17 protein-coding genes and 1 pseudogene are annotated in these 22,397 nt (G+C 66.7%); 16 read left to right on the top strand and 2 right to left on the bottom strand.

Annotated features, from left to right (window positions below):
• Positions 1–178: 178 nt before the first annotated feature.
• Positions 179–832, bottom strand: a pseudogene (locus AB4Y36_RS06170) (FadR/GntR family transcriptional regulator); the annotation flags it as partial.
• A gap of 207 nt (positions 833–1,039) precedes the next feature.
• On the opposite strand from AB4Y36_RS06170, the gene AB4Y36_RS06165 reads away from it, so the two are divergent.
• The 11 genes from AB4Y36_RS06165 to AB4Y36_RS06115 all read left to right on the top strand — a co-directional run bounded on the left by AB4Y36_RS06165 (position 1,040) and on the right by AB4Y36_RS06115 (position 13,148).
• Entirely contained in the window at positions 1,040–1,831 is a 792-nt protein-coding gene (locus AB4Y36_RS06165) for a (Fe-S)-binding protein (protein ID WP_368682550.1), read from the top strand.
• A complete protein-coding gene (locus AB4Y36_RS06160; protein WP_368682549.1) occupies positions 1,828–2,562 on the top strand; it encodes a lactate utilization protein C in 735 nt (244 codons plus the stop codon). Before AB4Y36_RS06165 ends, AB4Y36_RS06160 begins: the two co-directional genes overlap by 4 nt.
• Positions 2,559–4,025 carry a LutB/LldF family L-lactate oxidation iron-sulfur protein gene (locus tag AB4Y36_RS06155; protein WP_368605730.1) on the top strand — a complete coding sequence of 489 codons (1,467 nt, stop codon included), beginning with the start codon at positions 2,559–2,561 and terminating at the stop codon, positions 4,023–4,025. Before AB4Y36_RS06160 ends, AB4Y36_RS06155 begins: the two co-directional genes overlap by 4 nt.
• A 91-nt stretch (positions 4,026–4,116) precedes the next feature.
• Entirely contained in the window at positions 4,117–5,820 is a 1,704-nt protein-coding gene (locus tag AB4Y36_RS06150) for a lactate permease LctP family transporter (RefSeq protein WP_368682548.1), read from the top strand.
• Between the two features lie 250 nt (positions 5,821–6,070).
• Positions 6,071–8,884: a monovalent cation/H+ antiporter subunit A gene (locus AB4Y36_RS06145; RefSeq protein ID WP_368682547.1), complete on the top strand. Its 2,814-nt coding sequence runs from the start codon at positions 6,071–6,073 to the stop codon at positions 8,882–8,884.
• Positions 8,884–9,237: a Na+/H+ antiporter subunit C gene (locus AB4Y36_RS06140; protein WP_368682546.1), complete on the top strand. Its 354-nt coding sequence runs from the start codon at positions 8,884–8,886 to the stop codon at positions 9,235–9,237. The genes AB4Y36_RS06145 and AB4Y36_RS06140 overlap by 1 nt, the downstream gene beginning before the upstream one ends.
• Positions 9,234–10,898: a monovalent cation/H+ antiporter subunit D gene (locus AB4Y36_RS06135; protein ID WP_368682545.1), complete on the top strand. Its 1,665-nt coding sequence runs from the start codon at positions 9,234–9,236 to the stop codon at positions 10,896–10,898. Before AB4Y36_RS06140 ends, AB4Y36_RS06135 begins: the two co-directional genes overlap by 4 nt.
• A gap of 1 nt (position 10,899) precedes the next feature.
• Positions 10,900–11,394 (top strand): Na+/H+ antiporter subunit E, encoded by a 495-nt coding sequence (locus AB4Y36_RS06130; protein WP_069261756.1) that lies wholly within the window; start codon positions 10,900–10,902, stop codon positions 11,392–11,394.
• Positions 11,388–11,663, top strand: coding sequence for a K+/H+ antiporter subunit F (locus tag AB4Y36_RS06125; RefSeq protein WP_069261755.1), 276 nt, complete (start codon positions 11,388–11,390; stop codon positions 11,661–11,663). Before AB4Y36_RS06130 ends, AB4Y36_RS06125 begins: the two co-directional genes overlap by 7 nt.
• A gap of 9 nt (positions 11,664–11,672) precedes the next feature.
• Entirely contained in the window at positions 11,673–12,065 is a 393-nt protein-coding gene (locus AB4Y36_RS06120) for a Na+/H+ antiporter subunit G (RefSeq protein ID WP_368682544.1), read from the top strand.
• Positions 12,066–12,356: 291 nt separating this feature from the next.
• The gene (locus tag AB4Y36_RS06115; RefSeq protein ID WP_069261753.1) at positions 12,357–13,148 is read left to right on the top strand and encodes a DUF4397 domain-containing protein; all 792 of its coding nucleotides are present in this window, start codon (positions 12,357–12,359) and stop codon (positions 13,146–13,148) included.
• Positions 13,149–13,200: 52 nt separating this feature from the next.
• Here AB4Y36_RS06115 and AB4Y36_RS06110 read toward each other — a convergent pair whose 3' ends face one another.
• A complete protein-coding gene (locus AB4Y36_RS06110) occupies positions 13,201–14,109 on the bottom strand; it encodes a LysR family transcriptional regulator (protein WP_069261752.1) in 909 nt (302 codons plus the stop codon).
• 147 nt (positions 14,110–14,256) lie between these two features.
• Here AB4Y36_RS06110 and AB4Y36_RS06105 point away from each other — a divergent pair, with 147 nt between their 5' ends.
• The 5 genes from AB4Y36_RS06105 to AB4Y36_RS06085 all read left to right on the top strand — a co-directional run bounded on the left by AB4Y36_RS06105 (position 14,257) and on the right by AB4Y36_RS06085 (position 22,381).
• Positions 14,257–16,380, top strand: coding sequence for a 3-hydroxyacyl-CoA dehydrogenase NAD-binding domain-containing protein (locus AB4Y36_RS06105; protein ID WP_368682543.1), 2,124 nt, complete (start codon positions 14,257–14,259; stop codon positions 16,378–16,380).
• A 26-nt stretch (positions 16,381–16,406) separates the two neighbouring features.
• A complete protein-coding gene (locus AB4Y36_RS06100; RefSeq protein ID WP_368682542.1) occupies positions 16,407–17,603 on the top strand; it encodes an acyl-CoA dehydrogenase family protein in 1,197 nt (398 codons plus the stop codon).
• 19 nt (positions 17,604–17,622) lie between these two features.
• On the top strand, positions 17,623–18,759 hold the full coding sequence (locus AB4Y36_RS06095) for an acyl-CoA dehydrogenase family protein (RefSeq protein WP_368682541.1): 1,137 nt from the start codon (positions 17,623–17,625) through the stop codon (positions 18,757–18,759).
• Positions 18,760–18,816: 57 nt separating this feature from the next.
• A complete protein-coding gene (locus AB4Y36_RS06090) occupies positions 18,817–20,031 on the top strand; it encodes a CaiB/BaiF CoA transferase family protein (RefSeq protein ID WP_368682540.1) in 1,215 nt (404 codons plus the stop codon).
• A gap of 271 nt (positions 20,032–20,302) precedes the next feature.
• A complete protein-coding gene (locus AB4Y36_RS06085; protein ID WP_342946711.1) occupies positions 20,303–22,381 on the top strand; it encodes a VTT domain-containing protein in 2,079 nt (692 codons plus the stop codon).
• Positions 22,382–22,397 lie beyond the last annotated feature (16 nt).

Below are 22,397 nucleotides of genomic sequence, written 5' to 3'. Positions count from 1 at the left end.
ATCAGCCGACTTTAGCAGCGTTCGCGCGCCCGGCACGGCCCACTGGCGTTTTCTCTCTGCCGCCCGCCACCTTGCGCGCGGCTTTGCGCGCCGGCTTGGCCGCCTGCGCAGCCGCTGGCGCGGCGCGCGGCGCATCGTCACTGGTTGGACCAATTTCCTGCCAGCCGATCTCCTCTCCCACCCGCGTGCGCACGAAGTCGATGTGCGTCTGCATCGCCGTGCGCGCCTCCTCGGGACGCCGCGCAACGATCGCGTCGCACAGCGTGCGGTGCTGCAGCAGCAACTGGTCCGGCGCGTCTTCGTTCTGCACGCGCAGCCCCGTGCCGTTGATCGTGATGTGCTCGCGCAGCACGCCCAGCACGCTCGTGTGCAAGTGCAGAAACATCGCGTTGTGCGAGGCCTGCGCGATCACTTCGTGCAGCTTCGCATCGGTATCGGCTTCGGCGGCTTTGTCGTCCACTTCGCGCGTGCGCTCCAGTTCCTGCATGAGCGCGCGAATACGCTCGAGATCCTCGTCGCTCGCGCGCAGCGCCGCAAAATACGCCGTCGCGCCTTCCAGCACGCGGCGAAATTCGAGGATGTCTTCACGCAAGGCCGGATGATCGGCCACGAGCTGCCCCCACGGCGAAGCAAAGCCCGTGCGCAACTGGTCAGTGACGAATACGCCCGCGCCCGGCCGGCTCTGCACGAGGCCGCGCGCGGCCAGGCGCTGGATCGCCTCGCGCACGGTGTTGCGCGCCACGCCGTATTCCATCGCGAGCACGCGCTCGGAAGGCAGCTTCGCTCCCGCGCGCCAGGTGCCGTCGAGCAGCGACGTCTCCATCTGACGCATCACGGTCTCCACGCGCCCGCGCGCGACTGCCCTGTCCCTCATTGTCATACCCGAATCTCGTTTTATCTTGTGGCAAGTGGTCCAACCAGTTTGAACCGTTCGCCCGAAGCGGGAATTATGCGCCCAAACCAGCGCTCGTCCTCAACCCGCCCGGCCTCGGGTCCGCGGGGAAGGGGCACGAAAGCGCGCCAAGACACCGAGCGAGACATGAAGCCACGGCAATACCCCACCGAGCGCCCCACCGACGTCTATCTGTTCGCCACCTGCCTCGTCGACCTGTTCGTGCCGCAAGCCGGCCTCGACGCGGTGAAGCTGCTCGAACGCGAAGGCCTGACGGTCCATTTCCCGCGCAGCCAGAGCTGTTGCGGCCAGCCTGCATACAGCAGCGGCAACCCGCGCCAGGCGCGCGAGGTCGCGCTCGCGCAACTCGGACTCTTCGAAAAACCCTGGCCCGTAATCGTCCCTTCGGGTTCGTGCGCGGGCATGATGCGCCACCACTGGCCCGCGTTGTTCGACGGCGACGCCTCCAACGCCGCGCGCGCCGAGGGACTCTCGGAGCGCGTGTACGAACTCACCGAATTCCTCGTGCGCGTGCTGAACGTCGACTTCGACGCGTATGGCGCACAGGGTGCCGTCCGCCAGCCCGACGAGCGCGTCGTACTGCACACCTCGTGCGGCGCGCGGCGCGAGATGGGCACGCGCGTGCACGGCGTCGAAGTCGTCGATGCGCTGCCGGGCGTCACTCGCATCGAGCACGAACGCGAATCGGAATGCTGCGGCTTCGGCGGCACGTTCTCGCTCAAGCACCCGGACATCTCCGGCGCGATGGTCGCCGACAAGATCGCCTCCGCCTGCGCCACGGGCTGCGAGCGCCTGGTTTCCGCCGACTGCGGCTGCCTGCTCAACATCGGCCACGCGGCAGCGCACAAGGGCGCGCCGCTCGCCGTGGAGCACCTCGCCTCGTTCCTCTGGCGCCGCACGGGCGGGGAGGCCGCATGAACGTCGATACGATGAGCGCGCGTGCGCGCATGCTGCAACGCCTGCGTGGCCATGCCCCTGCAGCACCCTCCCCCACGCTCGAAGCGCTCGACGCACGCATCGACGCGCATTTCACCGGGCGCCGGGCGCTCGCCCCGCTTGCCTTGAACGAACGCATCGCGCAGTTCCAGCGCATGCTCGAAGCCGCGCACGCAGAAGTGATCTGCGCGAGCGCCGCAACGTGGGCCGCCGAACTCGCCGACCGCCTCGCGGCGGCGGGCGTGCGCAGCCTGCTGCTCGACACCGCCTGCGCCGAAGGCCAGGCGCTCGAGGCGGCACTCCCGTCCGCCGTGCAGGCGCGCAGTTACGCGCAGCCGATCGAGCAGTGGAAGGCCGAACTCTTCGACACCGTCGACGCGGGCTTCACTGTCGCGCGCTCGGGTCTCGCGGCGACGGGCACGCTCGTGGTCGTCCCCGACGCGAACGCGCCGCGCACGGTCTCGCTCGTACCGCCGCTGCACGTCGCGCTGATCCACGCGCGTACGCTGCACGCCGACCTGCACGCCGCCGTGGCCGCGGAGCGCTGGCGTGACGGCATGCCCACCAATCTCGTGATGATCTCGGGTCCTTCGAAGACCTCGGATATCCAGCAGACCACCGCCTACGGCGCGCATGGTCCCCGCGCTCTATGGGTCGTCCTCGTGACCGATGAGGATCGCGCAACGGGCACGCAGCACGGAGCCGCCGAATGAGCACGACCACGCAGAACTCTCAGGAAAACACGCTCCATTTCGTCCCGACTGCGGAATTCCGCCAGCGCGCGCGCACGGCGCTCGACGACCCGCAACTGCGCAAGAGCTTTCGCGGCGCGATGGACTTCCTGCAAGGCAAGCGCGCCGCGCAGTTCCCCGAGGCGGACGAACTCGAAGCCCTGCGCGACCTCGGCGAAGCCGTGCGCCAGCATGCGCTCGCGCGCCTGCCCGAACTCCTCGAGCAACTGGAAACGAAGCTGCGCGCGAACGGCATTCAGGTGCATTGGGCCGAGACCGCCGACGAGGCGAACCGCATCGTCCACGCCATCGCGCAGCGTCACGCGGCCACACGCGTGATCAAGGGCAAGTCGATGGCGAGCGAGGAAATCGAGCTCAACCATTACCTCGCCGAGCACGGCGTCGACTGCATCGAGTCGGACATGGGCGAGTACATCGTGCAGCTCGCAGGCGAAAAGCCCTCGCACATCGTGATGCCCGCCATCCACAAGACGAAGGGGGATATCGGGCACCTGTTCGAAGCGCACATTCCCGATACGCCCTTTACGGAAGACGTGGACACGCTCATTCAAACGGGCCGCCGCGCGCTGCGCCGCGCCTTCGTGGATGCGCAGATCGGCCTCTCCGGCGTGAACTTCGCCGCCGCCGACACGGGCACGCTCTGGCTCGTGGAAAACGAAGGCAACGGCCGCCTTTCCACCACGGTGCCCGACGTGCATATCGCGATCATGGGCATGGAAAAGGTGGTGGCAAAGCTCGAGCACATCGTGCCGCTTTCGAGCCTGCTCACGCGCTCGGCCACGGGCCAGCCCATCACGACGTATTTCAACCTGATCAGCAGCCCGCGCCGCGAAGGCGAGAAAGACGGCCCGCGCGAGGTGCATCTCGTCCTGCTCGACAACGGCCGCAGCCAGGCCTACGCCGACGAGCAATTGCGCGCCACGCTGCAATGCATCCGCTGCGGCGCGTGCATGAACCACTGCCCGGTGTACACGCGTATCGGCGGGCATGCGTACGGCACGACCTACCCTGGGCCGATCGGCAAGATCATTTCGCCGCATCTGCTCGGGCTCGACGCGACAGCGGAGCTGCCCACCGCGTCGAGCCTGTGCGGCGCATGCGGCGAAGTCTGCCCGGTGCGCATTCCGATTCCTCAGCTGCTCGTGCGCCTTCGCACCGAGGCGAACCGCGACCCCGAGGAAAGCGTTGCGCATCCGTTGCGCGGCCAGGGCGCGAATCACAGCAGGAGCGAGCAGTTCATCTGGCGCTTCTGGAGCGGCGCGTTCGCGCATCCGCGCGCCTATCGTGCGCTACGCTGGGCCGTGACGCGTCTACGCGGCCTCGCGCCCTCGCAGCAAATGGGCTGGACGCAGCATCGCACACCGCTCAAGCCCGCGCCGCGCAGCCTGCACGACCTGCTGCGCGAACGCGATCAGCCTCAATAGCGCTCAGGTCGTCAGGCGTGCGAAATAACTCTCATAGCAAGCCTGACGAGATCAAATAAATTTTCTACCCGCATCATCGGAGGAGACCGTAGTGCAACCCTGGTACCAGATCTATACACCGCTCGGCAGTCTGTGGCTGTCCGCCCTCGTGGCCGCCATTCCCATTCTGTTCTTCTTCGTCGCGCTCGCCGGCCTGCGTATGAAGGGCCATGTCGCCGCGGCGATCACCCTGCTGCTCGCGCTTGCCGTGGCGATCTTCGAATACGGCATGCCAGTGCGCCAGGCGCTCATTTCCGCGGGCTTCGGCTTTGCCTACGGCATCTGGCCGATCGCGTGGATCATCGTCACGGCGGTGTTCCTCTACAAGATTGTCGTGAAGACGGGACAGTTCGAGATCATCCGCGCCTCGGTGCTCTCGATCACCGACGACCAGCGCCTGCAGCTGCTGCTGATCGGCTTCTCGTTCGGCGCGTTCCTCGAAGGTGCGGCGGGCTTCGGCGCGCCGGTGGCGATCACCTCGGCGCTGCTCGTCGGCCTCGGCTTCGAGCCGCTCTACGCCGCGGGCCTGTGCCTCATCGCCAATACCGCTCCGGTCGCGTTCGGCGCGATGGGGATTCCCATCATCGTCGCGGGCCAGGTGACGGGCATCGATCCGTTCCTGATCGGCGCGATGGCGGGCCGCCAGTTGCCGCTGCTCTCGCTCTTCGTGCCGTTCTGGCTCGTCTTCATCATGGACGGCAAGCGCGGCGTGAAGGAAACGTGGCCCGCCGCGCTCGTGGCCGGCGGCAGCTTCGCTGTTACGCAGTACTTCACGTCGAACCACATCGGGCCCGAGTTGCCGGACATCACTTCGGCGCTCGTGAGCCTCGTCGCGCTCGCCGCGTTCCTCAACGTGTGGCAGCCGCGCCGGGCAACGCAAGGCACGAGCGTGAAGGTGAGCGGCGGTGCCGCTGCGCTGGGCGGCTTCGGCGGCGGCGGTTCGCGTGCGGCGGCTTCGAGCCGCAAGGCGTCGCCGTACAGCATCGCGCAGACCGTGCGCGCATGGTCGCCGTTCATACTGCTCACGGCCATCGTGACCGTGTGGAGCGTCAAGCCGTTCAAGGCGCTCTTCGCAGCGAAGGGTCCGCTCGCGGGCACGATTCTGAGCCTGCACGTACCGGGCCTCGATCAGCTCGTGGTGCGCACGGCACCGATCGTCGCGTCGCCCAAGCCGTACGAAGCCGTGTTCAAGCTCGACTGGCTCTCGGCCGTAGGCACCGCGATCATGATCACCGCGATCCTCTCCGCGATCCTGCTGCGCATGAAGCCGCGCGCCGCCGTGGCCGCGTTCTTCGAGACCCTCGGCGAACTGCGCCGCCCCGTGCTGTCCATCGGTCTCGTGCTCGCCTTCGCATTCGTCGCGAACTACTCGGGCATGTCGTCCACGCTGGCGCTCGCGCTTGCGGGCACCGGCGCCGCTTTCCCGTTCTTCTCGCCGTTCCTCGGCTGGCTCGGCGTGTTCCTCACGGGTTCCGATACGTCGTCGAATGCGCTGTTCTGCTCGCTGCAGCACACCACGGCGCACCAGATCAACGTGTCGGATACCCTGCTCGTCGCGGCCAACACCTCGGGCGGCGTGAGCGGCAAGATGATTTCGCCGCAGTCGATCGCGGTGGCCTGTGCGGCAACCGGCCTCGTCGGCAAGGAGTCGTCGCTGTTCCGCTTCACCGTGCGTCATAGCCTGTTCTTCGCGGCTGTCGTGGGCGTGGTGACGCTGATTCAGGCGTATGTGCTGACCGGCATGATTCCGCAGTGATGGCGGAGTTGGCGGTGCAACGCGCCGTAACAAAGTGATGAGGGCCGTCGCCCGCGCGCGCGGGCGACGAACGTGCCCGTGAAGATCGTCGACGAGCCCCGAGGCCGGAGGACCTGACGCACGGTCATTTCCTGTGGCACCCCGTGGCCGCCTCGATGCCACATGACTGAACTCCGTCCCCGTTTGCGGCTATGATCGTGAACTGCGGCGCGGCGACTCGGCGCCCTGTCGGACCCACGGGGAGTGTCGAATGGCAATGGGGTGGCTCGTCGTATTACCGTTCGTCGCCGCAGCGCTCGTCGCGTTCGCGGGGCCGCTCGCCGGACGCTGGGCGTCCCCCTGCGGCACGTGGATCGCATTCGCGGCCGCGCTCTTCGGCCTGGGACTGCTGGGCAGCGAACGTGTAGGCATGGCCACCCATGGCGTACTGCATTGGCAGGCCGACTGGATCCCGCAGCTCGGCCTCTCGTTCGCGCTGCGCCTGGACGGTCTTTCGTTCATGTTCGCGCTGCTCGTGCTCGCAATCGGCCTGCTCGTTTTTATCTACGCACGCTACTACCTCGCGGGCAGCGAATCGCTGCCGCGCCTTTACGCGCTGCTGCTGCTCTTCATGGGCGCGATGCTCGGCGTGGTGCTGTCGGACAACCTGCTGCTGCTCGTGATCTTCTGGGAACTCACGAGCATCGTGTCGTTCCTGCTGATCGGCTTCTGGCCTTCGCGCCCCGAAGCACGGCGCGGCGCGCGCATGGCGCTCACCATCACGGGCGCGGGCGGTCTCGCGCTGCTGGCCGCCGTGCTGCTGCTTGGTCATGTCTGCGGCAGCTACGACCTCGATGTCGTGCTCGCGCATGCGGGTCTCGTACAGCGCAATCCGCTGTATCCCGCAATTCTCCTGCTCGTGCTTTTCGCGGCCTGCACGAAGTCGGCGCAGTTCCCGTTCCACTTCTGGCTGCCGCATGCGATGTCGGCACCCACGCCCGTTTCCGCATACCTGCATTCGGCGACCATGGTCAAGGCGGGCATCTTCCTCATCGCGCGCTTTTACCCCGTGCTCGAAGGCACCGACTGGTTCTTCTACGTGACGAGCCTGATCGGCCTCGTCACGCTCACGGGCGGCGCGGCCATGGCGCTCGTGCAGCGCGATCTCAAGGGACTGCTCGCGTATTCCACCATCAGCCATCTCGGGCTCATCGTGCTGCTGTTCGGCCTCGACACGCAGCTCTCCACCGTCGCCGCGCTCTTTCACACCTTCAATCACGCGGTGTTCAAGGCTTCGCTCTTCATGGCGGCGGGCATCATCGACCATGAAACGGGCACGCGCGACCTGGGCCGGCTGCGTGGCTTGCGCCGCTTCATGCCACATACCGCCGCGCTAGCCGCCGTGGCATCCCTCGCCATGGCGGGCGTTCCGCTGCTCAACGGCTTCCTCTCGAAGGAGATGTTCTTCGGCGAAACGCTCGCACAAGGACTCCTCGGCGACTTCAACTGGATCATCCCCGCGCTCGCCGTCATCGCGGCGGGGCTCTCGGTCGCGTATTCGCTGCGCTTCGTGTGGGGCGTGTTCTTCGACGGAGAAACCCCGCACGACCTTCCGCACTACCCGCCGCACGAACCGCCGCGTTTCATGAAGCTGCCCGTCGAGATTCTCGTCGTCATCTGTCTACTCGTGGGCCTCGTGCCGCAGCAGACCATCGGCAGGATGCTCGAGTCCGCGGCATGGTTCGCGCTGGGCGGCAGCGTGCCCACGTATAGCCTGAGCTTGTGGCATGGCATCAATCTGCCGCTCCTGATGAGCTGCGTGTCGTTCGTGGGCGGTGCGCTGCTGTTCTTCTATCGCCGCGACGCGTTCCGCCATCATCGTTCGGTGCTCTCCGAAATGAACGCGAGCGAAGGCTTCGACCGCTTCGTGCAGCAGCTCGAAAAAGCCGCGGGCGTCGTGGTCGATCTCTTCGAAACGCGCTCGCTGCCGGCGTATCTCGCGTGGATGATTGCGGCGATGCTGATCGTGCCGGGCTCGGCGCTCCTCGCGCTTGCTTCGCTGGACGGCGCATACCGCTCGGCGCCGCTCGATGCGATGACGCTCGTCGGCCTCGTGCTGATGGCGTTGATGGCGGTAGGCGTCGTGCTCGTGCGCGCCAATACGCTCTATGCGCTCGTGATGCTGAGCACCTGCGGGTTGCTCGTCACACTCGCGTTCGTGCGTTTTTCCGCGCCCGACCTCGCGCTCACGCAAATTTCAGTGGAAGTGGTCACGGTGCTGCTTCTCGTGCTCGCCATCTACTTTTTGCCTGTCATGCAGCGCGCGCAGGAGCCTCCAGCCGCACGTACCCGCAACGCGGTGCTCGCACTCGCGGGCGGCGCGCTGATCGGCGCCGTGGCGTATGCCGTGATGACGCGCGCCCCCATCGGTGGCGTCGGCCAGTTCTTTCTCGCGAACGCGCTGCCGGGCAGCGGCGGCCACAACGTCGTGAACGTGATCCTCGTGGATTTCCGCGGCTTCGACACGATGGTCGAGATCAGCGTGCTGGTGGTGGCAGGGCTCGCCGTGAAGGCGCTGCTGCGCGGCCTGCGCCTGAAATCGCCCGATACGGGCCCGGGCGGCCTGCCGTGGTCGTCGCAGTCGCATCCGCTGCTGCTCGCCATTCTCGCGCGCCTCATGCTGCCGCTCACCCTGCTCGTTGCCGTGTTCATCTTTCTGCGTGGCCACAATCTGCCAGGCGGCGGCTTCATCGCCTCGCTCGTGATCTCCATTGCGCTGCTGCTGCAATACGTGGCGAGCGGCGTGCTGTGGACCGAGTCGCGCATCCGCATCAACTACCGCGGGCTCGCGGGCCTCGGCATTCTCGTCGCGGCCGCGACGGGCGTAGGCGCGATCGTGCTCGGCCACCCGTTCCTCACCAGCGCGTTCGGCCATCTGCACGTGCCGCTGATCGGCGAAATCGAACTGAGCACGGCCATGCTGTTCGACCTCGGCGTGCTCGGCGCCGTGGTCGGCACGACGCTCACGATCGTCTCGCACCTCGGCGTGCGCGACAAGGACATGCAATCCGTGGAGAAAAGCTGATGGAAGCCGCCTTCGCCATTACGCTCGGCGTGCTCTGCGCGAGCGGCCTCTACCTGCTGCTGTGCGCGCGCGTGCTGCCGGTGATCCTCGGCATTACGCTGTTCTCGTATGCGATCAACCTGTTCCTGCTCGGCATGGGCCGGCTCTCCACCGGCAAGCCCCCCGTGATCACGGCGGGCGCGCACTATGCCGATCCGGTGCCGCAGGCACTCGTGCTCACCGCGATCGTGATCGGCTTCGCCATGACGGCCTTCACGGTCGTGCTCGCGCTGCGCGCGCTCGCGATCGACGGCACCGACCACGTGGACGGCGACAACCCGCAGCGCAGCGGCCTGGAGATGCGCAGCGAATGAATCACGCTCTCATCCTTCCCATCCTGATTCCGCTGTTCGCGGCCGGCGCGATCGTTGCGCTGCCGCTGCGCGCGAAGCGCCTGCAGCGTGCGATCAACGTGATTGCCACGCTCGCGCTGCTGCCCATCGCGGCGGCGCTCGCCGAATTCGCGGCGCAAGGACAGATTGCCGGCTATGCACTCGGCGCGTGGCCCGCGCCGTTCGGCATCGTGTTGCAGATCGACCGGCTCGGCGCACTCATGCTCGTGCTGACCGCGCTGCTCGCGTGCTGCTGCCTGCTCGGCACCACGAGCGCCGATGTCCGGCGCGGGCGCTACTATCGCGCGCTCGTGCAGTTCGAGCTGATGGGCCTGAACGGCGCGTTTCTCGCCGGCGATCTCTTCAATCTGTTCGTCTTCTTCGAGCTGCTGCTGATCGCCTCCTACGCGCTGCTGCTGCATGGCGGCGGCCGCCGCCGCGTGCGCAACGGCCTGCACTACATGCTGTTGAACCTCGTGGGCTCGTCGTTCTTCCTGATCGCACTGGGCGTGCTGTACGGCCTCACGGGCACGCTCAACATGGCCGATGCGGGCGAGCGGCTTGCGCATCTGGACCCCGCGTCGCTGCCCCTCGCGCAGTTCGCGGGCGCGACGCTCATGCTCGTATTCGGCCTGAAGGCCGCCGTCTTCCCCATGTCGTTCTGGTTGCCACAGGCGTATCGAAGCGCAATCGGGCCCGTGGCCGCGCTGTTCGCGATCATGACCAAGGTGGGCATCTACGCGATGCTTCGCTGCGACGCGCTCGTGTTCGGCGCGGCGGGCGGCGTACTCGACGCGTTCCTGCATCAATGGGCGTGGTGGCTCGCCATTGCGACGATCGTCTATGGCGCGCTCGGCGCGCTCGCGGTATCGAGCCTCAAGACCACGACCGGTTTTCTCGTGCTGGTCTCGGTCGGCCTGCTGATTGCGGCTGTCACGCTGCAGACCGTGCTCGCCTGGAGCGCGCTGCTGTACTACCTCATCAGCACGACGCTATGCACGGGTGCGCTGTTCATGCTCGCCGATACCCTGGAGTCCGAACCAGGCGATCCGGCGGCCGTGCCCGCTGCAACCGAAACACGCGAGCCCGCCTCGCTGGAATCGCTCGACGACGCCACCGCGCCCGCCATCCCACCCGAAGCAGACAGCGAGCCGATCGCAACGGCTCCCAAGGCAACGGCCCCTGAAAAAGCGCCCAAGCCCTGGCCTTCGAACCTCGCCGGTGCGCTCTATCTCGCGGCAGCCGTTGGCGCCGTCGGCCTGCCGCCGCTCTCGGGTTTTCTCGGCAAGGCCATGGTGCTCGCCGCCACGCCGCTTGCGCAGGCCGTCGTGCTCTGGCCCGCCGTGCTGGTCGCGGGGCTGCTGTCGATCGTCGCGCTCAGCCGTACAGGCACACGCCTGTTGTGGGCGATACCCGCTGCACGCGCCTACGACGGCGCACCCGCCACCGCGCCGCGCGGCAGCCGCGCAAAGCTCGCCGCGTGTGCGCTGCTGCTCGCGGGCGTGGTGGCGGCAACGGTGTTTGCCGGCCCCCTCAAGCAGTATCTCGACGCCGCCGCCGCGCAGTTGCTCGACCGCACAGCCTACGTTCACGCGATCCTGCCCGCGCAGGCCGCGCAAACGTCACAGGGCGCAGGAAGCTGACATGCTCAAGAGGCTCTTTCCACACCCCTGGCTCACCGTCGTGCTGCTCGTATGCTGGGTCTTGCTGATGAACGACGTGTCGCCGGGCAACCTGCTCCTTGGCTTCGTGCTCGGGACCGCCATCGCCTACCGCGTGGGCGAAGGGCTGTGGCTCGCGCCCGTGCGCTTCGGCAGACCGTGGCTGCTCGTACGGCTCTTCGGGCATGTGCTCTACGACATCCTCGTGGCGAATCTCGAAGTCGCATTGCTCGTGCTTGGCCCCACGAAGCGCCTGCGCCCCGCCTTCATCGACGTGCCGCTCGACAGCACCCACGAAATCGCGCTGTCGGCGCTCATCAGCATCGTCTCGCTGAGCCCCGGCACGCTGTGCGCCGAGCTTTCCGACGACCGCAGGCGCCTCGTCGTGCACGTGCTCGATCTCGAAGACGAAGCCGCGCTCGTCGCCTTGATCAAGTCCCGTTACGAAGCGCCCCTCATGGAGATCTTCGCATGCTAGCCATCGTCATTCCGGTTTCGTTCGCGATCCTCGGGCTCGCGTTCCTGCTCACGCTCGTGCGCCTCGTGCGCGGGCCTTCGCTGCCCGACCGGCTCGTTGCGCTCGACACGCTCAATATCAACGCGATCGCGCTCATCGTCGTCTACGGCATCATGCTGCGTTCGACGGTCTTCTTCGAAATCGCGCTGCTCATCGCGGTCATGGGGTTCGTGGCAACCGTCGCGTTCACGAAGTACCTGCAGCGCGGCGACATCATCGAACTGAACTAGGGCTTCGCCATGCAAACCGTCATCGAAGCGATTGTCTGCGTGCTGCTCCTGCTCGGCAGCGCGTTCACGTTGATCGGCGCGATCGGCCTCGCACGCCTGCCCGACTTCTACATGCGCCTGCACGGGCCGACTAAATCGACCACGCTCGGCGTAGGCGGCGTCGTGCTCGCTTCCGTTGTGTACTTCAGTACGCACAACAATTTCGCGAGCCTGCACGAAGTGCTGATTCCAGCGTTCCTGTTTCTCACCGCGCCCATCAGCGCGCATATGCTCTCCAAGGCCGGGATTCAGCAACGCGTCGCCGTTTCGTCTGTCACACGCGGACAGCCGGATGCCGCCGGCGCAAGTGCAGTCGGCAAGCAAGACGCGAACCCGGACAACAATTCCGCACAGGACGCTTGAATATCGGCGCGGATCTTCGCGCCGCCGGTAAAAGCTGCCATCGAACGTCGCAAAAGTCGGGCGCGCCACGCTTCATCCGCGCGCCGCCCCCCATCGCTCCCCCTCCCCTCATCCCGTTGCGCGCGCATGCATCGCGTCGAATCGCCACGCACGGCACACCAATTGCTGATCGTGATCGCCCCTATGCAGCATCGCGCCGGCGTCCCGGCTCGCGCAGGGGCGCGATAACAACGCGCGGCCGCAATCGAGGCCGTACACCGTGCAGCTCGAACGAAACGAATGAGGTCAACAATGAAGACGATACGCACCCTGCTCGCCTTTGCGAGCGCGGCAGCCCTGCTCACGGCATGCGGCGGCGGCAGCAGCAGCAACGACGTCGGCAAGGAAATCGGCGTGCAGAACCCCGAGATACATTTCGTGCATGCGCTCCCCGGCGGCCCGAATGTCGATTTTCTGGTGAATGGCAGCGCCCTGCAGACGAACATCGCGTACAAGCAGGTCACGAACTTCGCCAACATCAACACCGGCAACACCAACGTCTCGTATGCAAGCACGGGCACGACCACGCCGATTGCAAGCGGCGCCTTCGCCGACGTGGCGAAGGGTCACGAGTACACCGTGCTCGCGTTGCCCGCGCTCACGGGCGGCGACATCGGCCTGATCGACGATCCGTTCGACAAGGGCCTGCTTTCCAGCAGCGCACGCCTGCGCGCGTTCAACGCCACCGTCAATGCGCAGAATCTCGACATCTACATCGTTGCGCCCGGCACGGATATCAACGCCGTGCAGCCGACCTTGCCGGCCGTGGGCTACAAGAACGCCGTGCCCGCAAGCGGACAGGACTCGATCTATATGAACGGCGGCAACTACGTGGCGATCGTCACGGCAGCGGGCAGCAAGACGGCGATCTACGAGTCGTCCTCTTTCAACCTCGCGAACAATGCGGACTGGCTCATTACGACCGTGCCGATCTCAGGTACGCTCTCGCAGCTCCTGCCGGGCCAGATTCACCTGCTCGTCGCGCAAGGCGGCAACACCTCGCAGCCCGCCGTGGAGTACAGCAACACGCTCACGGGCCAGTAGTCGGTTGCGCATGCACCCGGCGCGGCGAGTGGCGGCGTGCTACCTGCGCCGCTCACGCGGCCGCGCCGCGCCCGGTTTTGCGGGCCTCGCCCAGCACGTAGTCGATGAAGGTGGCCGCCGCCCGCGTGTGGTGGCGGTTCGGCATATAGAGCATGTACATATGCGTGCCGAATATGCTCAAACGCCACGCGTCGAGCGACGTGACGGCAGCGCCCTGGCGAATGTCGTCGTGCATCACGTAGTCGGGCACGATACCCACGCCGAGTCCCGCGAGAATCGACTGGCGCAGAAATAGAAAGTTTTCCGAAATGATCGAGGGTTCGAGCAGCACTTCGTGCCGGTCCTCGTTTAGATAACCCGCAAGGCGCAATTGCCGCCCCACCACCGTTGCCGTGATGACGGGCGCACGCGCCAGATCCTCGAGCGTTTGCGGCATGCCGTGCTGTTCGGCCCACGCCGTACAGGCACATGCGATGTACTTCACCGGCCCCATGTCGCGCGCCACGAGATTCTGCGGCGGCTCGTGCATCACGCGCACGGCAATATCGACTTCGTCGCGCAGCAGGTCTTCCACGCGGTTTTCGAACATCACGTCGAGCACGATGCCGGGGTACATCCGCTTGAACTGGATGAGCCAGTCCGACATCACGAGCTGCCCGTAGCCGCTCGGCACCGAAAGCCGCACGCGCCCCTGCAGGCTCTGGCCGAGGGTGGAAACCGATTCGCGCGCGGCGAGCAGCGCGTTCTGGATCGCGCGGCCGTGCTCGTAGAGCTTCAGGCCGATTTCGGTCGGCTCGACACGGCGCGTGGTGCGACGCACGAGCTGCAGGCCGATCGACTTCTCCAGATGGTTGAGGTGGTAGCTGACGTTCGCGCGGCTCATCTTGAGCCGGCGCGCCGCCTCGCTGAGGTTGCCCGCGTCGAGAATTTCGACGAGCAGGGTTAGCGCATTGACGTCCATGGCACATCCACTGTCAAAAATACCTTGACAGTCTGTCAACGAGCGATGGGATTGTCAATTGCCCCTGTCACGCCGAGAATCGACGGGAACATGAAACATTGCCGTCTGGCCCGCCAGTCCGGCCCTCATTATGGAGACAGCATCGCCATGGCATCCGATCCCGTGAACGCCTCCCCCGTCACTCATGAACTGCGCGGCAAGGTGCTGCTCGTCACCGTGGACAATCCGCCCGTCAACGCGCTGGGCGTGGACGTGCGCCGCGGCCTCGCCGCCGCCATCGAGCATGCCGAGGCAAACGAGGCCGTGCAGGCCGTGCTGATCGTCGGCGCCGGGCGCAATTTCATTGCCGGCGCGGACATCCGCGAGTTCGGCAAGCCGCCGCAGCCGCCCGCGCTGCCCGACGTGTGCAACCGCATCGAGGCCTGCCACAAGCCGGTGATCGCCGCCATTCACGGCGCGGCGCTCGGAGGCGGCCTCGAAGTGGCGCTCGCGGCGCACTACCGGCTCGTCGTGGCGGGCGCGAAGCTCGGCCTGCCCGAGGTGCAGCTGGGCCTGCTGCCTGGTGCCGGCGGCACACAACGCATGCCGCGCCTGATCGGCGCCGAAGCGGCGCTCTCGCTGATGCTGAGCGGCCGTCACGCGAGCGCGCAGGAAGCGCACAAGCTGGGCCTCGTCGACCGCGTGGGCGCGAGCGACGACATACTCGCCGAAGGCCTGGCCTACGCGCAGGAACTGCTCGCGGGTCACGCGCCGGTGCGACGCACGCGCGACGCCCAGGCGCTCGTTGATCGCGCCCAGGCGCAAGCCGCGATCGACGCCGCCCGCGCCGAAACCGCGAAGAAGTCGCGTGGCCTGTTCTCGCCGCTGAAGATCGTCGATTGCGTGCAGGCCGCGCTCGATCTGTCGTTCGACGAAGGGCTGCGCTTCGAGCGCAAGCAGTTCCTCGAATGCCTCGAAAGCCCCCAACGCGCGGGTCTCGTGCACGCATTCTTCGCGGAGCGCGAAGTGCAGAAGCCCCCAGAAACGAAGAGCGCGAAGCCGCGCGCGATCGACACCGTCGGCGTGATCGGCGGCGGCACGATGGGCGCGGGCATTGCCGTGGCCGTGCTCGACGCGGGCCTGCCCGTGACGATGATCGAGCGCGACGACGCCTCGCTCGCGCGCGGCCGCGCCCATGTGGAGAAGGTCTACGACGGCCTCATCGCCAAGGGCCGCATGAAGCCCGAAGCGAAAGCGCAGATCCTCGCGCGCTTTAGCGGCAGCACTTCGTACGACGCGCTCGGCAACACCGATCTCGTCATCGAAGCCGTGTTCGAGGACATGGCCGTCAAGCAGGCCGTGTTCGCCGAACTCGACCGCGTGTGCAAGTCCGGCGCCGTGCTCGCGACCAACACCTCGTATCTCGACATCGACGCCATTGCGGCCAGCATCGAACGCCCACAAGACGTGGTGGGCCTGCACTTCTTCTCGCCCGCCAACATCATGAAGCTGCTGGAAATCGTGGTGCCGAAGCAGGTGAGCGCCGATGTCGTGGCCACCGCGTTCGAGCTGGCGAAGAAGCTGCGCAAGGTGCCGGTGCGCGCCGGCGTGTGCGACGGCTTCATCGGCAACCGCATTCTCGCGGTGTTCCGCACGGCTGCGGATCATCTGATGGAAGACGGCGCTTCGCCCTATCAGATCGACAAGGCAGTGCGCGACTTCGGTTTTCCGATGGGCCCGTACCAGGTGGTCGATCTCGCGGGCGGCGACATCGGCTGGGCCACGCGCAAGCGCCGCGCCGCCACACGCGACCCGAAGGCGCGCTACGTGCAGATCGCCGACCGCATCTGCGAGCGCGGCTGGTTCGGCCAGAAGACGGGCCGCGGCTTCTATCTCTACCCCGAAGGCGCACGCACGGGCACGCCCGATCCCGAAGTCGAGTCCATCATCCGCGCCGAGCGCGAGCGCACCGGCATCGAGCCGCGCAGCTTCAGCGACGAAGCCATCATGCGCCGCTACATGGCTGCGATGATCAACGAAGGCGCGAACGTCGTGCATGAAAAGATCGCCCTGCGCCCGCTCGATGTCGATGTCACGCTGCTCTACGGCTACGGCTTTCCGCGCTATCGCGGCGGTCCGATGAAGTACGCCGATACCGTGGGCCTCGCCAACGTGCTCGCCGATATCCGCGAGTATGCGAAGGCAGATCCGCTGTTCTGGCGTCCTTCGCCGCTGCTCGTCGAACTGGTCGAGCGCGGCGAGAATTTCGCGAGCCTCAATCAATCGGCCTGAATGTGCCCTGAAGGAGCTTTTCACACATGGACCTGAAATTCACCGCCGAAGAAGAGGCGTTTCGCAGCGAAGTGCTCGCGTTCCTGAACGAGCGCCTGCCACAGCGCCTCGCCAGCAAGGTGAGCAATGGGCTGCACCTCACGCGCGACGACATGGCGCAATGGCACGCCATCCTGAACGAAAAAGGCTGGCTCGCGAATCACTGGCCGCAGGAATACGGCGGCCCCGGCTGGAGCGCCGTACAGAAGTTCATCTTCGAGAACGAATGCGCGATTGCGGGCGCGCCGCGCATCGTGCCGTTCGGCGTGAATATGCTCGGGCCCGTGCTCATCAAGTACGGCAGCGAAGCGCAAAAACGCTACTGGCTGCCGCGCATTCTCGACGGCTCGGACTGGTGGTGCCAGGGCTATTCCGAACCGGGCGCGGGCTCGGACCTCGCCTCGCTGCGCACGACCGCCGTTCGCGACGGCGATCATTACGTGGTGAACGGCCAGAAGACGTGGACCACGCTCGGCCACTACGCGAACATGATTTTCTGCCTCGTGCGCACCGCCGCCGACGTGCGCAAGCAGGAAGGCATCAGCTTCGTGCTGATCGACATGAACACGCCGGGCATCGAGGTTCGCCCTATCATCACGCTCGACGGCGAACATGAGGTCAACGAAGTGTTCTTCACCGACGTGCGCGTGCCGGTGGCGAACCTCGTTGGAGAAGAAAACCGCGGCTGGACCTACGCGAAATATCTGCTCACTTACGAGCGCACGAATATCGCCGGCGTGGGCTTTTCGGTGGCGGCGCTCGCTCGCCTGAGGCGCGCCGCGCAGAAGATCACGCGCAACGGCAAGCCGCTTGCAGAAGATCCGCAGTTTGCGGCGCGCATCGCAAAGGTCGAGATCGATCTGGAGAACATGAAGACGACCAACCTGCGCGTGATCGCTGCCGTGGCGGGCGGCGGCGTGCCCGGTGCGGAAAGCTCGATGCTCAAGATTCGCGGCACCGAGATCCGCCAGGAGATTTCCTCGCTGCTGCGCCGCGCGATGGGGCCGTATGCGGCGCCGTTCGTCGAGGATGCGCTCGAAGAGGGGTATGCGGGCGAGGCAATCGGGCCCATTGAGGCCGCCTGCGCCGCCGCGCAGTACTTCAACAACCGCAAGCTGTCGATCTTTGGCGGCTCCAACGAAATTCAGAAGAACATCATCTCCAAGATGATTCTCGGTCTTTGAGATCTTTGAGAGGCACGCCATGGACTTCCAGCACACAGAAGACCGCCGCATGCTCGCGGATACGCTCAATCGTTTCATCACGGAGCAATACGATTTCAATACCCGCGATACAATCGCGCGCTCCGAAGAAGGCTTTAGCGCAGACATGTGGCAGCGCTTCGCCGAACTCGGCGTGATCGGCGCGCTGTTCGACGAGGCCGATGGCGGCTTTGGCGGCGCGGGCTTCGATGTCGCGGTGGTGTTCGAAGCGCTCGGGCGCGGACTCGTGGTCGAGCCGTTCTTCGATACGCTGATCGTCGGCCGCGCGCTCGCCCACGCGGGCAGCGAGGCGCAGCGCGCGCGCATCGCATCGTTCATCGACGGCTCGCAAATCGCCGCGCTCGCGCACGACGAGCCGGGTTCGCATTACGAGGACGCACGCGTGGCGACGCGCGCGGAGAAAAACGGCGATGGCTGGGTGCTGCAGGGCGCGAAGGGCGTCGTGCAGGTCGCCGAACATGCCGACGTGCTGCTCGTTTCGGCGCGTACTTCCGGCGATGCATTCGCCGAAGCAGGCATCTCCCTCTTCCTCGTGCCGCGCGACGCAGCGGGCGTGAGCCTGCGTGGCTACCGCAAGATCGACGGCGGCCGCGCAGCGGAAGTGGCGCTCGACAACGTGAAGGTGCATGCCGATGCGCTCGTCGGCGCGCAAGGCAGCGGCTTCGCGACGCTCGAGCATGCGCGCGGATACGGCATCGTCGCGCTCGCATCGGAAGCCGTGGGCGCAATGGAGATCGCGCGTGACTTCACGCTCGACTACCTGCGCACGCGCAAGCAGTTCGGTTTGCCCATCGGCAGCTTCCAGGCGCTGCAGCATCGCATGGCGGACGTGCTGCTCGAAATCGAGCAGGCGCGCTCGGCGGTCATCAACGCGGCAGCGGCGATCGACGCGCCGCGCGCGCAGCGCGAACGTGCGCTTTCGGCCGCCAAGTACACGATCGGGCGTATTGGCGCGCGCGTGGCCGAAGAAGCGATCCAGCTGCACGGCGGCATCGGCATGACGTGGGAATTGCCGCTCGCGCACTATGCAAAGCGGCTCGTGATGATCGATCATCAGCTTGGCGACGAGGATCATCATCTCGCGCGCTACATCGCATTGGGGCGTGAGGCGGCGTGAGCCATGAGGGGGCGACTGCATACAGTCGCCCCGACAACGAACCAGGAGTACCTGTTGATGCAGACGGACAAAAGCAGCTTGCCCCTGGCGGGCGTGCGCGTGCTCGATCTTTCGCGCGTGCTGGCCGGGCCGTGGAGCGCAATGGTGCTCGGCGATCTCGGCGCGGAAGTCGTCAAGATCGAGCATCCCGACCGCGGCGACGACACGCGCGACTGGGGCGTGCGCGTCGGCAAGACGGAGACTGCGTACTTCAACAGCGTGAATCGCAACAAGCGTTCGATCACGCTCGATCTGCAAACGCCCGAAGGCCAGCAGATCGTGCGCGAGCTGGCGAAAACCAGCGACATCGTCGTACAGAACTTCAAGTTCGGCGGCGCGGAAAAGCTCGGGCTCGGCTATGAGCAGTTGAGCGCCGAGAATCCGCGTCTCATCTATTGCTCGATTTCGGGTTACGACCGCACGGGACCCGAAGCGACACGCCCCGGCTACGACCTCGTCGTGCAGGGTGAAACGGGCCTCATGGCGATGAACGGCGAAGCCCACCAGCCGCCGCTCAAATTCGGTGTAGCGGCCGTGGATCTTTTCACGGGCATGTATTCCGCACAGGCGATGCTCGCCGCGCTCTACGAGCGCGAGCGCACGGGTCGCGGGCGCCACATCGAGATGGCGCTGTTCGACTGCGGCCTCATGATTACCGCTTACTACGGCCTCGAAGCGCTGCTGATCGGCGAGGACCCGCCGCGTTACGGCAATGCTCACCCGTCGATCGTGCCGTATGGCGTGTTCGATGCAGCCGATGGTCCGCTCGTCATCACCGTGGGCAACAACGCGCAGTTCGAGCGCTTTTGCCGCGAGGTGATCGAGCGCGCCGACCTCGCCGACGACGCGCGCTACAAGACCAACATCCTGCGCGGACAGAACCGCGAGACGCTCGTACCCGAACTCACGCGCGAACTGGGCAGCCGTCCGCGCAAGCTCCTGCTCGAACGGCTCGCGGGCGCGGGCATCCCGTGCGGCGAAGTGGCGGGCTTGCGCGAGGCGCTGCTGTCGCCACGCGCAACGCTTGGCGGGCTCGTCACGCACCAGCCGCATCCGCATACCGAAAGCGGCACGACGCCGGTACTCGCGCCGCCGTGGCGCTTCGACGGCGAGCGCCTGCCCGTGCGGCATGCGCCTCCGCAACTGGGCGAAGCCACGCAGGAGGTCCTGCAGTCGATGCTCGGTTATTCGGCGGAACAACTGGCCGCGTTGAAGGAGAAGGGCGTTATCTGAACCTCGTCACGGCCGTACCCGGACTCGCTGGCGCAGCCTGCTATACGCCGCGCCCCCTTCCGCGTCGCCGCCGCGCGACGCGGCCGCCGCCTTCGCCCCCTCGCTTCGCCCCGCCCGGCCTCGTGTCGCACGTAGTTGCGCGCGCCCGGTTATATTGCGCCTGATGGTTCCGCACGCCGCTTGCGGCTAGTTGCGCAAGGCCGGTGCGGACCGCCACCCGCCCGATCTCGCGCCCGTCCCGCGAGCCCCAGCAAACGAACCCGCCCCGCTCATGGAGCACGCCTACGATCATCTGCTGCACCTGCTCGCCGCGCACGCGACGTGGACGCTCGCCTTTGTCGTGGTCGCCGCTTTCCTCGAATCGCTCGCGTTCATCGGCACGTTCATTCCCGGCAGCACGGCGATGTTCATTGCCGGCGCGTTCGCCGCCACCGGCACGATCAACCTCGGCTGGCTCTTCGTCTGCGCGATTGCGGGCGCCGTGGCCGGCGACGGCGTGAGCTTCTGGATCGGCCATCGCTACCGCGGCTCGCTGGCCCAGATGTGGCCGTTCAGTCGCCACCCCGCCATTCTCGAGCGCGCACACGCCTACTTCGTGAGCCACGGCACGCGCAGCGTGATCCTCGCGCGCTTCATCGCGCCGCTGCGCGCCGTGGTGCCGATCGTCGCGGGCATGGCCGGCATGAAGCCCATGCGCTTCTTCATGATGAATGTGATTTCTGCGCTCGTCTGGGCGCCCGCGCATATCGTGCCGGGCGTCGTGTTCGGCGCCTCGCTCCAGCTCGCGGGCGCGGTGTCGTTCCGGCTGGTGGTCGTCATCGGCATCGTCGCGCTCGCGGTCTGGCTCATCTGGCGCTTCGTGCGCATGCTGCTACTGCACATCGACAACTGGGCCGGCGCGTCGCGCCGCAGCGCGGCGCAGTGGGCAGCGCAGCATCCCGGGCGCGCCTCGAAGCGCATCGCCCGCCTGCTCGACCCGGCGCAGCCCGCGCTCGGCCCCGTCATCGTGATCACGGGCCTCGTGCCGGTGTGCGCGGCCGTGTTTTCCTATGTGCTCGGTAACTTGCTGCGCGGCGCGCCGCTCGTGCAGATCGATCAGTCCGTGCGCCAGTTCCTGCAGTCGATCCGCACCACGTGGGCCGACGCGGCCCTCGCGCGCGTCGAAACGCTCGGCAGCACCTGGACGCTCGCGGCGCTCATCGCGACGGTGGGCATCTGGATGGTGCTGGAGCGACGTTGGCGCACCATCGCTTACTGGATGATTGCCGCGGCCGTTTCGCAGTTGCTCATCCTCATCCTGCGCTTCGTGATCCACCATACGTCGCCGGGCGGCGGCCAGGCCGTCGAGGCCTATGTGTTCCCGAGCGACCGCGTGTCGTCGATGGTGATCGTCTACGGCTTCGTGATGTTCCTGCTCGTGCGCCGCGCGAGCATGCTGGAGGCCGCGCTCGTCGCCGCGCTCGGCAACGGGATCATCGTGGCGGTTGCGTTCGCGGGGCTCTATTTCGACCGCTTCCTGTTCTCGGATGCCATCGGCGGCGCGGCCTTCGCCGCCATCTGGGTGGCGATCGTGGTGCTCACCTCGCTCTGGCGCTACCCCAAGCGGCCGCCGCAGCGCACCTATGTGCCGCCCATCGTGCTGCTCGTGCTGGTCGGCGCCGTCCTGCTGCAGACGGTGCCGGCCAGGCGCACGCCCGCGCCGCCCACGACCGCTGCGGCGCCGCCTGTCGTCCTCTCGCAAATGCAGTGGAGCGATTCGCTGTGGAGGACGTTTGCGTGCTATCGCTTCGACATGAAAGGCGCGCGCCGCGAGCCGATGACGATCCAGTGGGCAGCGAGCGCCGACGATCTGCGCACGGCGCTGCGTGACGCCGGCTGGGCCGAAGGTCCGCAAATCTCGGTGAGGAGCGTGCTATCGCTCGTCGCACCGAACGTGGATGTGATGTCGCTACCGCTGCTGCCGAAGCTGAACAACGGCCTGCCCTCGCCGCTCGTGTTCGCCCGCGCGCGCCTCGACGGGAAGCCGAACGACGCGGGCGAGCCGGGCAGCCGCCGCGACGTGCTGCGTTTCTGGCCTTCGGGCTATGCGCTCGCGCCGCGGCGCAATGGAAACGGCACTGACGATGGCCATGCGAGCGACGGGGAGCCCACGCCGATCTGGGTCGGCTCGCTTGTCCATGAGCGGCTGCGGCGCGGGTCGTGGCCGTTCAACGTGGTCACGACCTATCCCGACGACGTCGCTGAACTCAGCGCCCCCGGCCAGCCGGCGGGCTGGCGTACGCTCGCGCTGCCGGGCGAGGTGAGCTGCGAAGGGCGGCCTGTGAAGCTGATCGTGCAGGGCGGCCGCTGAAAGGGAAATTGAAGGC

The organism is Paraburkholderia sp. BR10936 (genome assembly GCF_040965735.1).
GTDB classification, from domain to species: Bacteria; Pseudomonadota; Gammaproteobacteria; order Burkholderiales; family Burkholderiaceae; genus Paraburkholderia; species Paraburkholderia nodosa_A.
The sequence above is the reverse complement of the archived record's forward strand: the minus strand, read 5'-3'. Positions and strand labels throughout refer to the sequence as shown.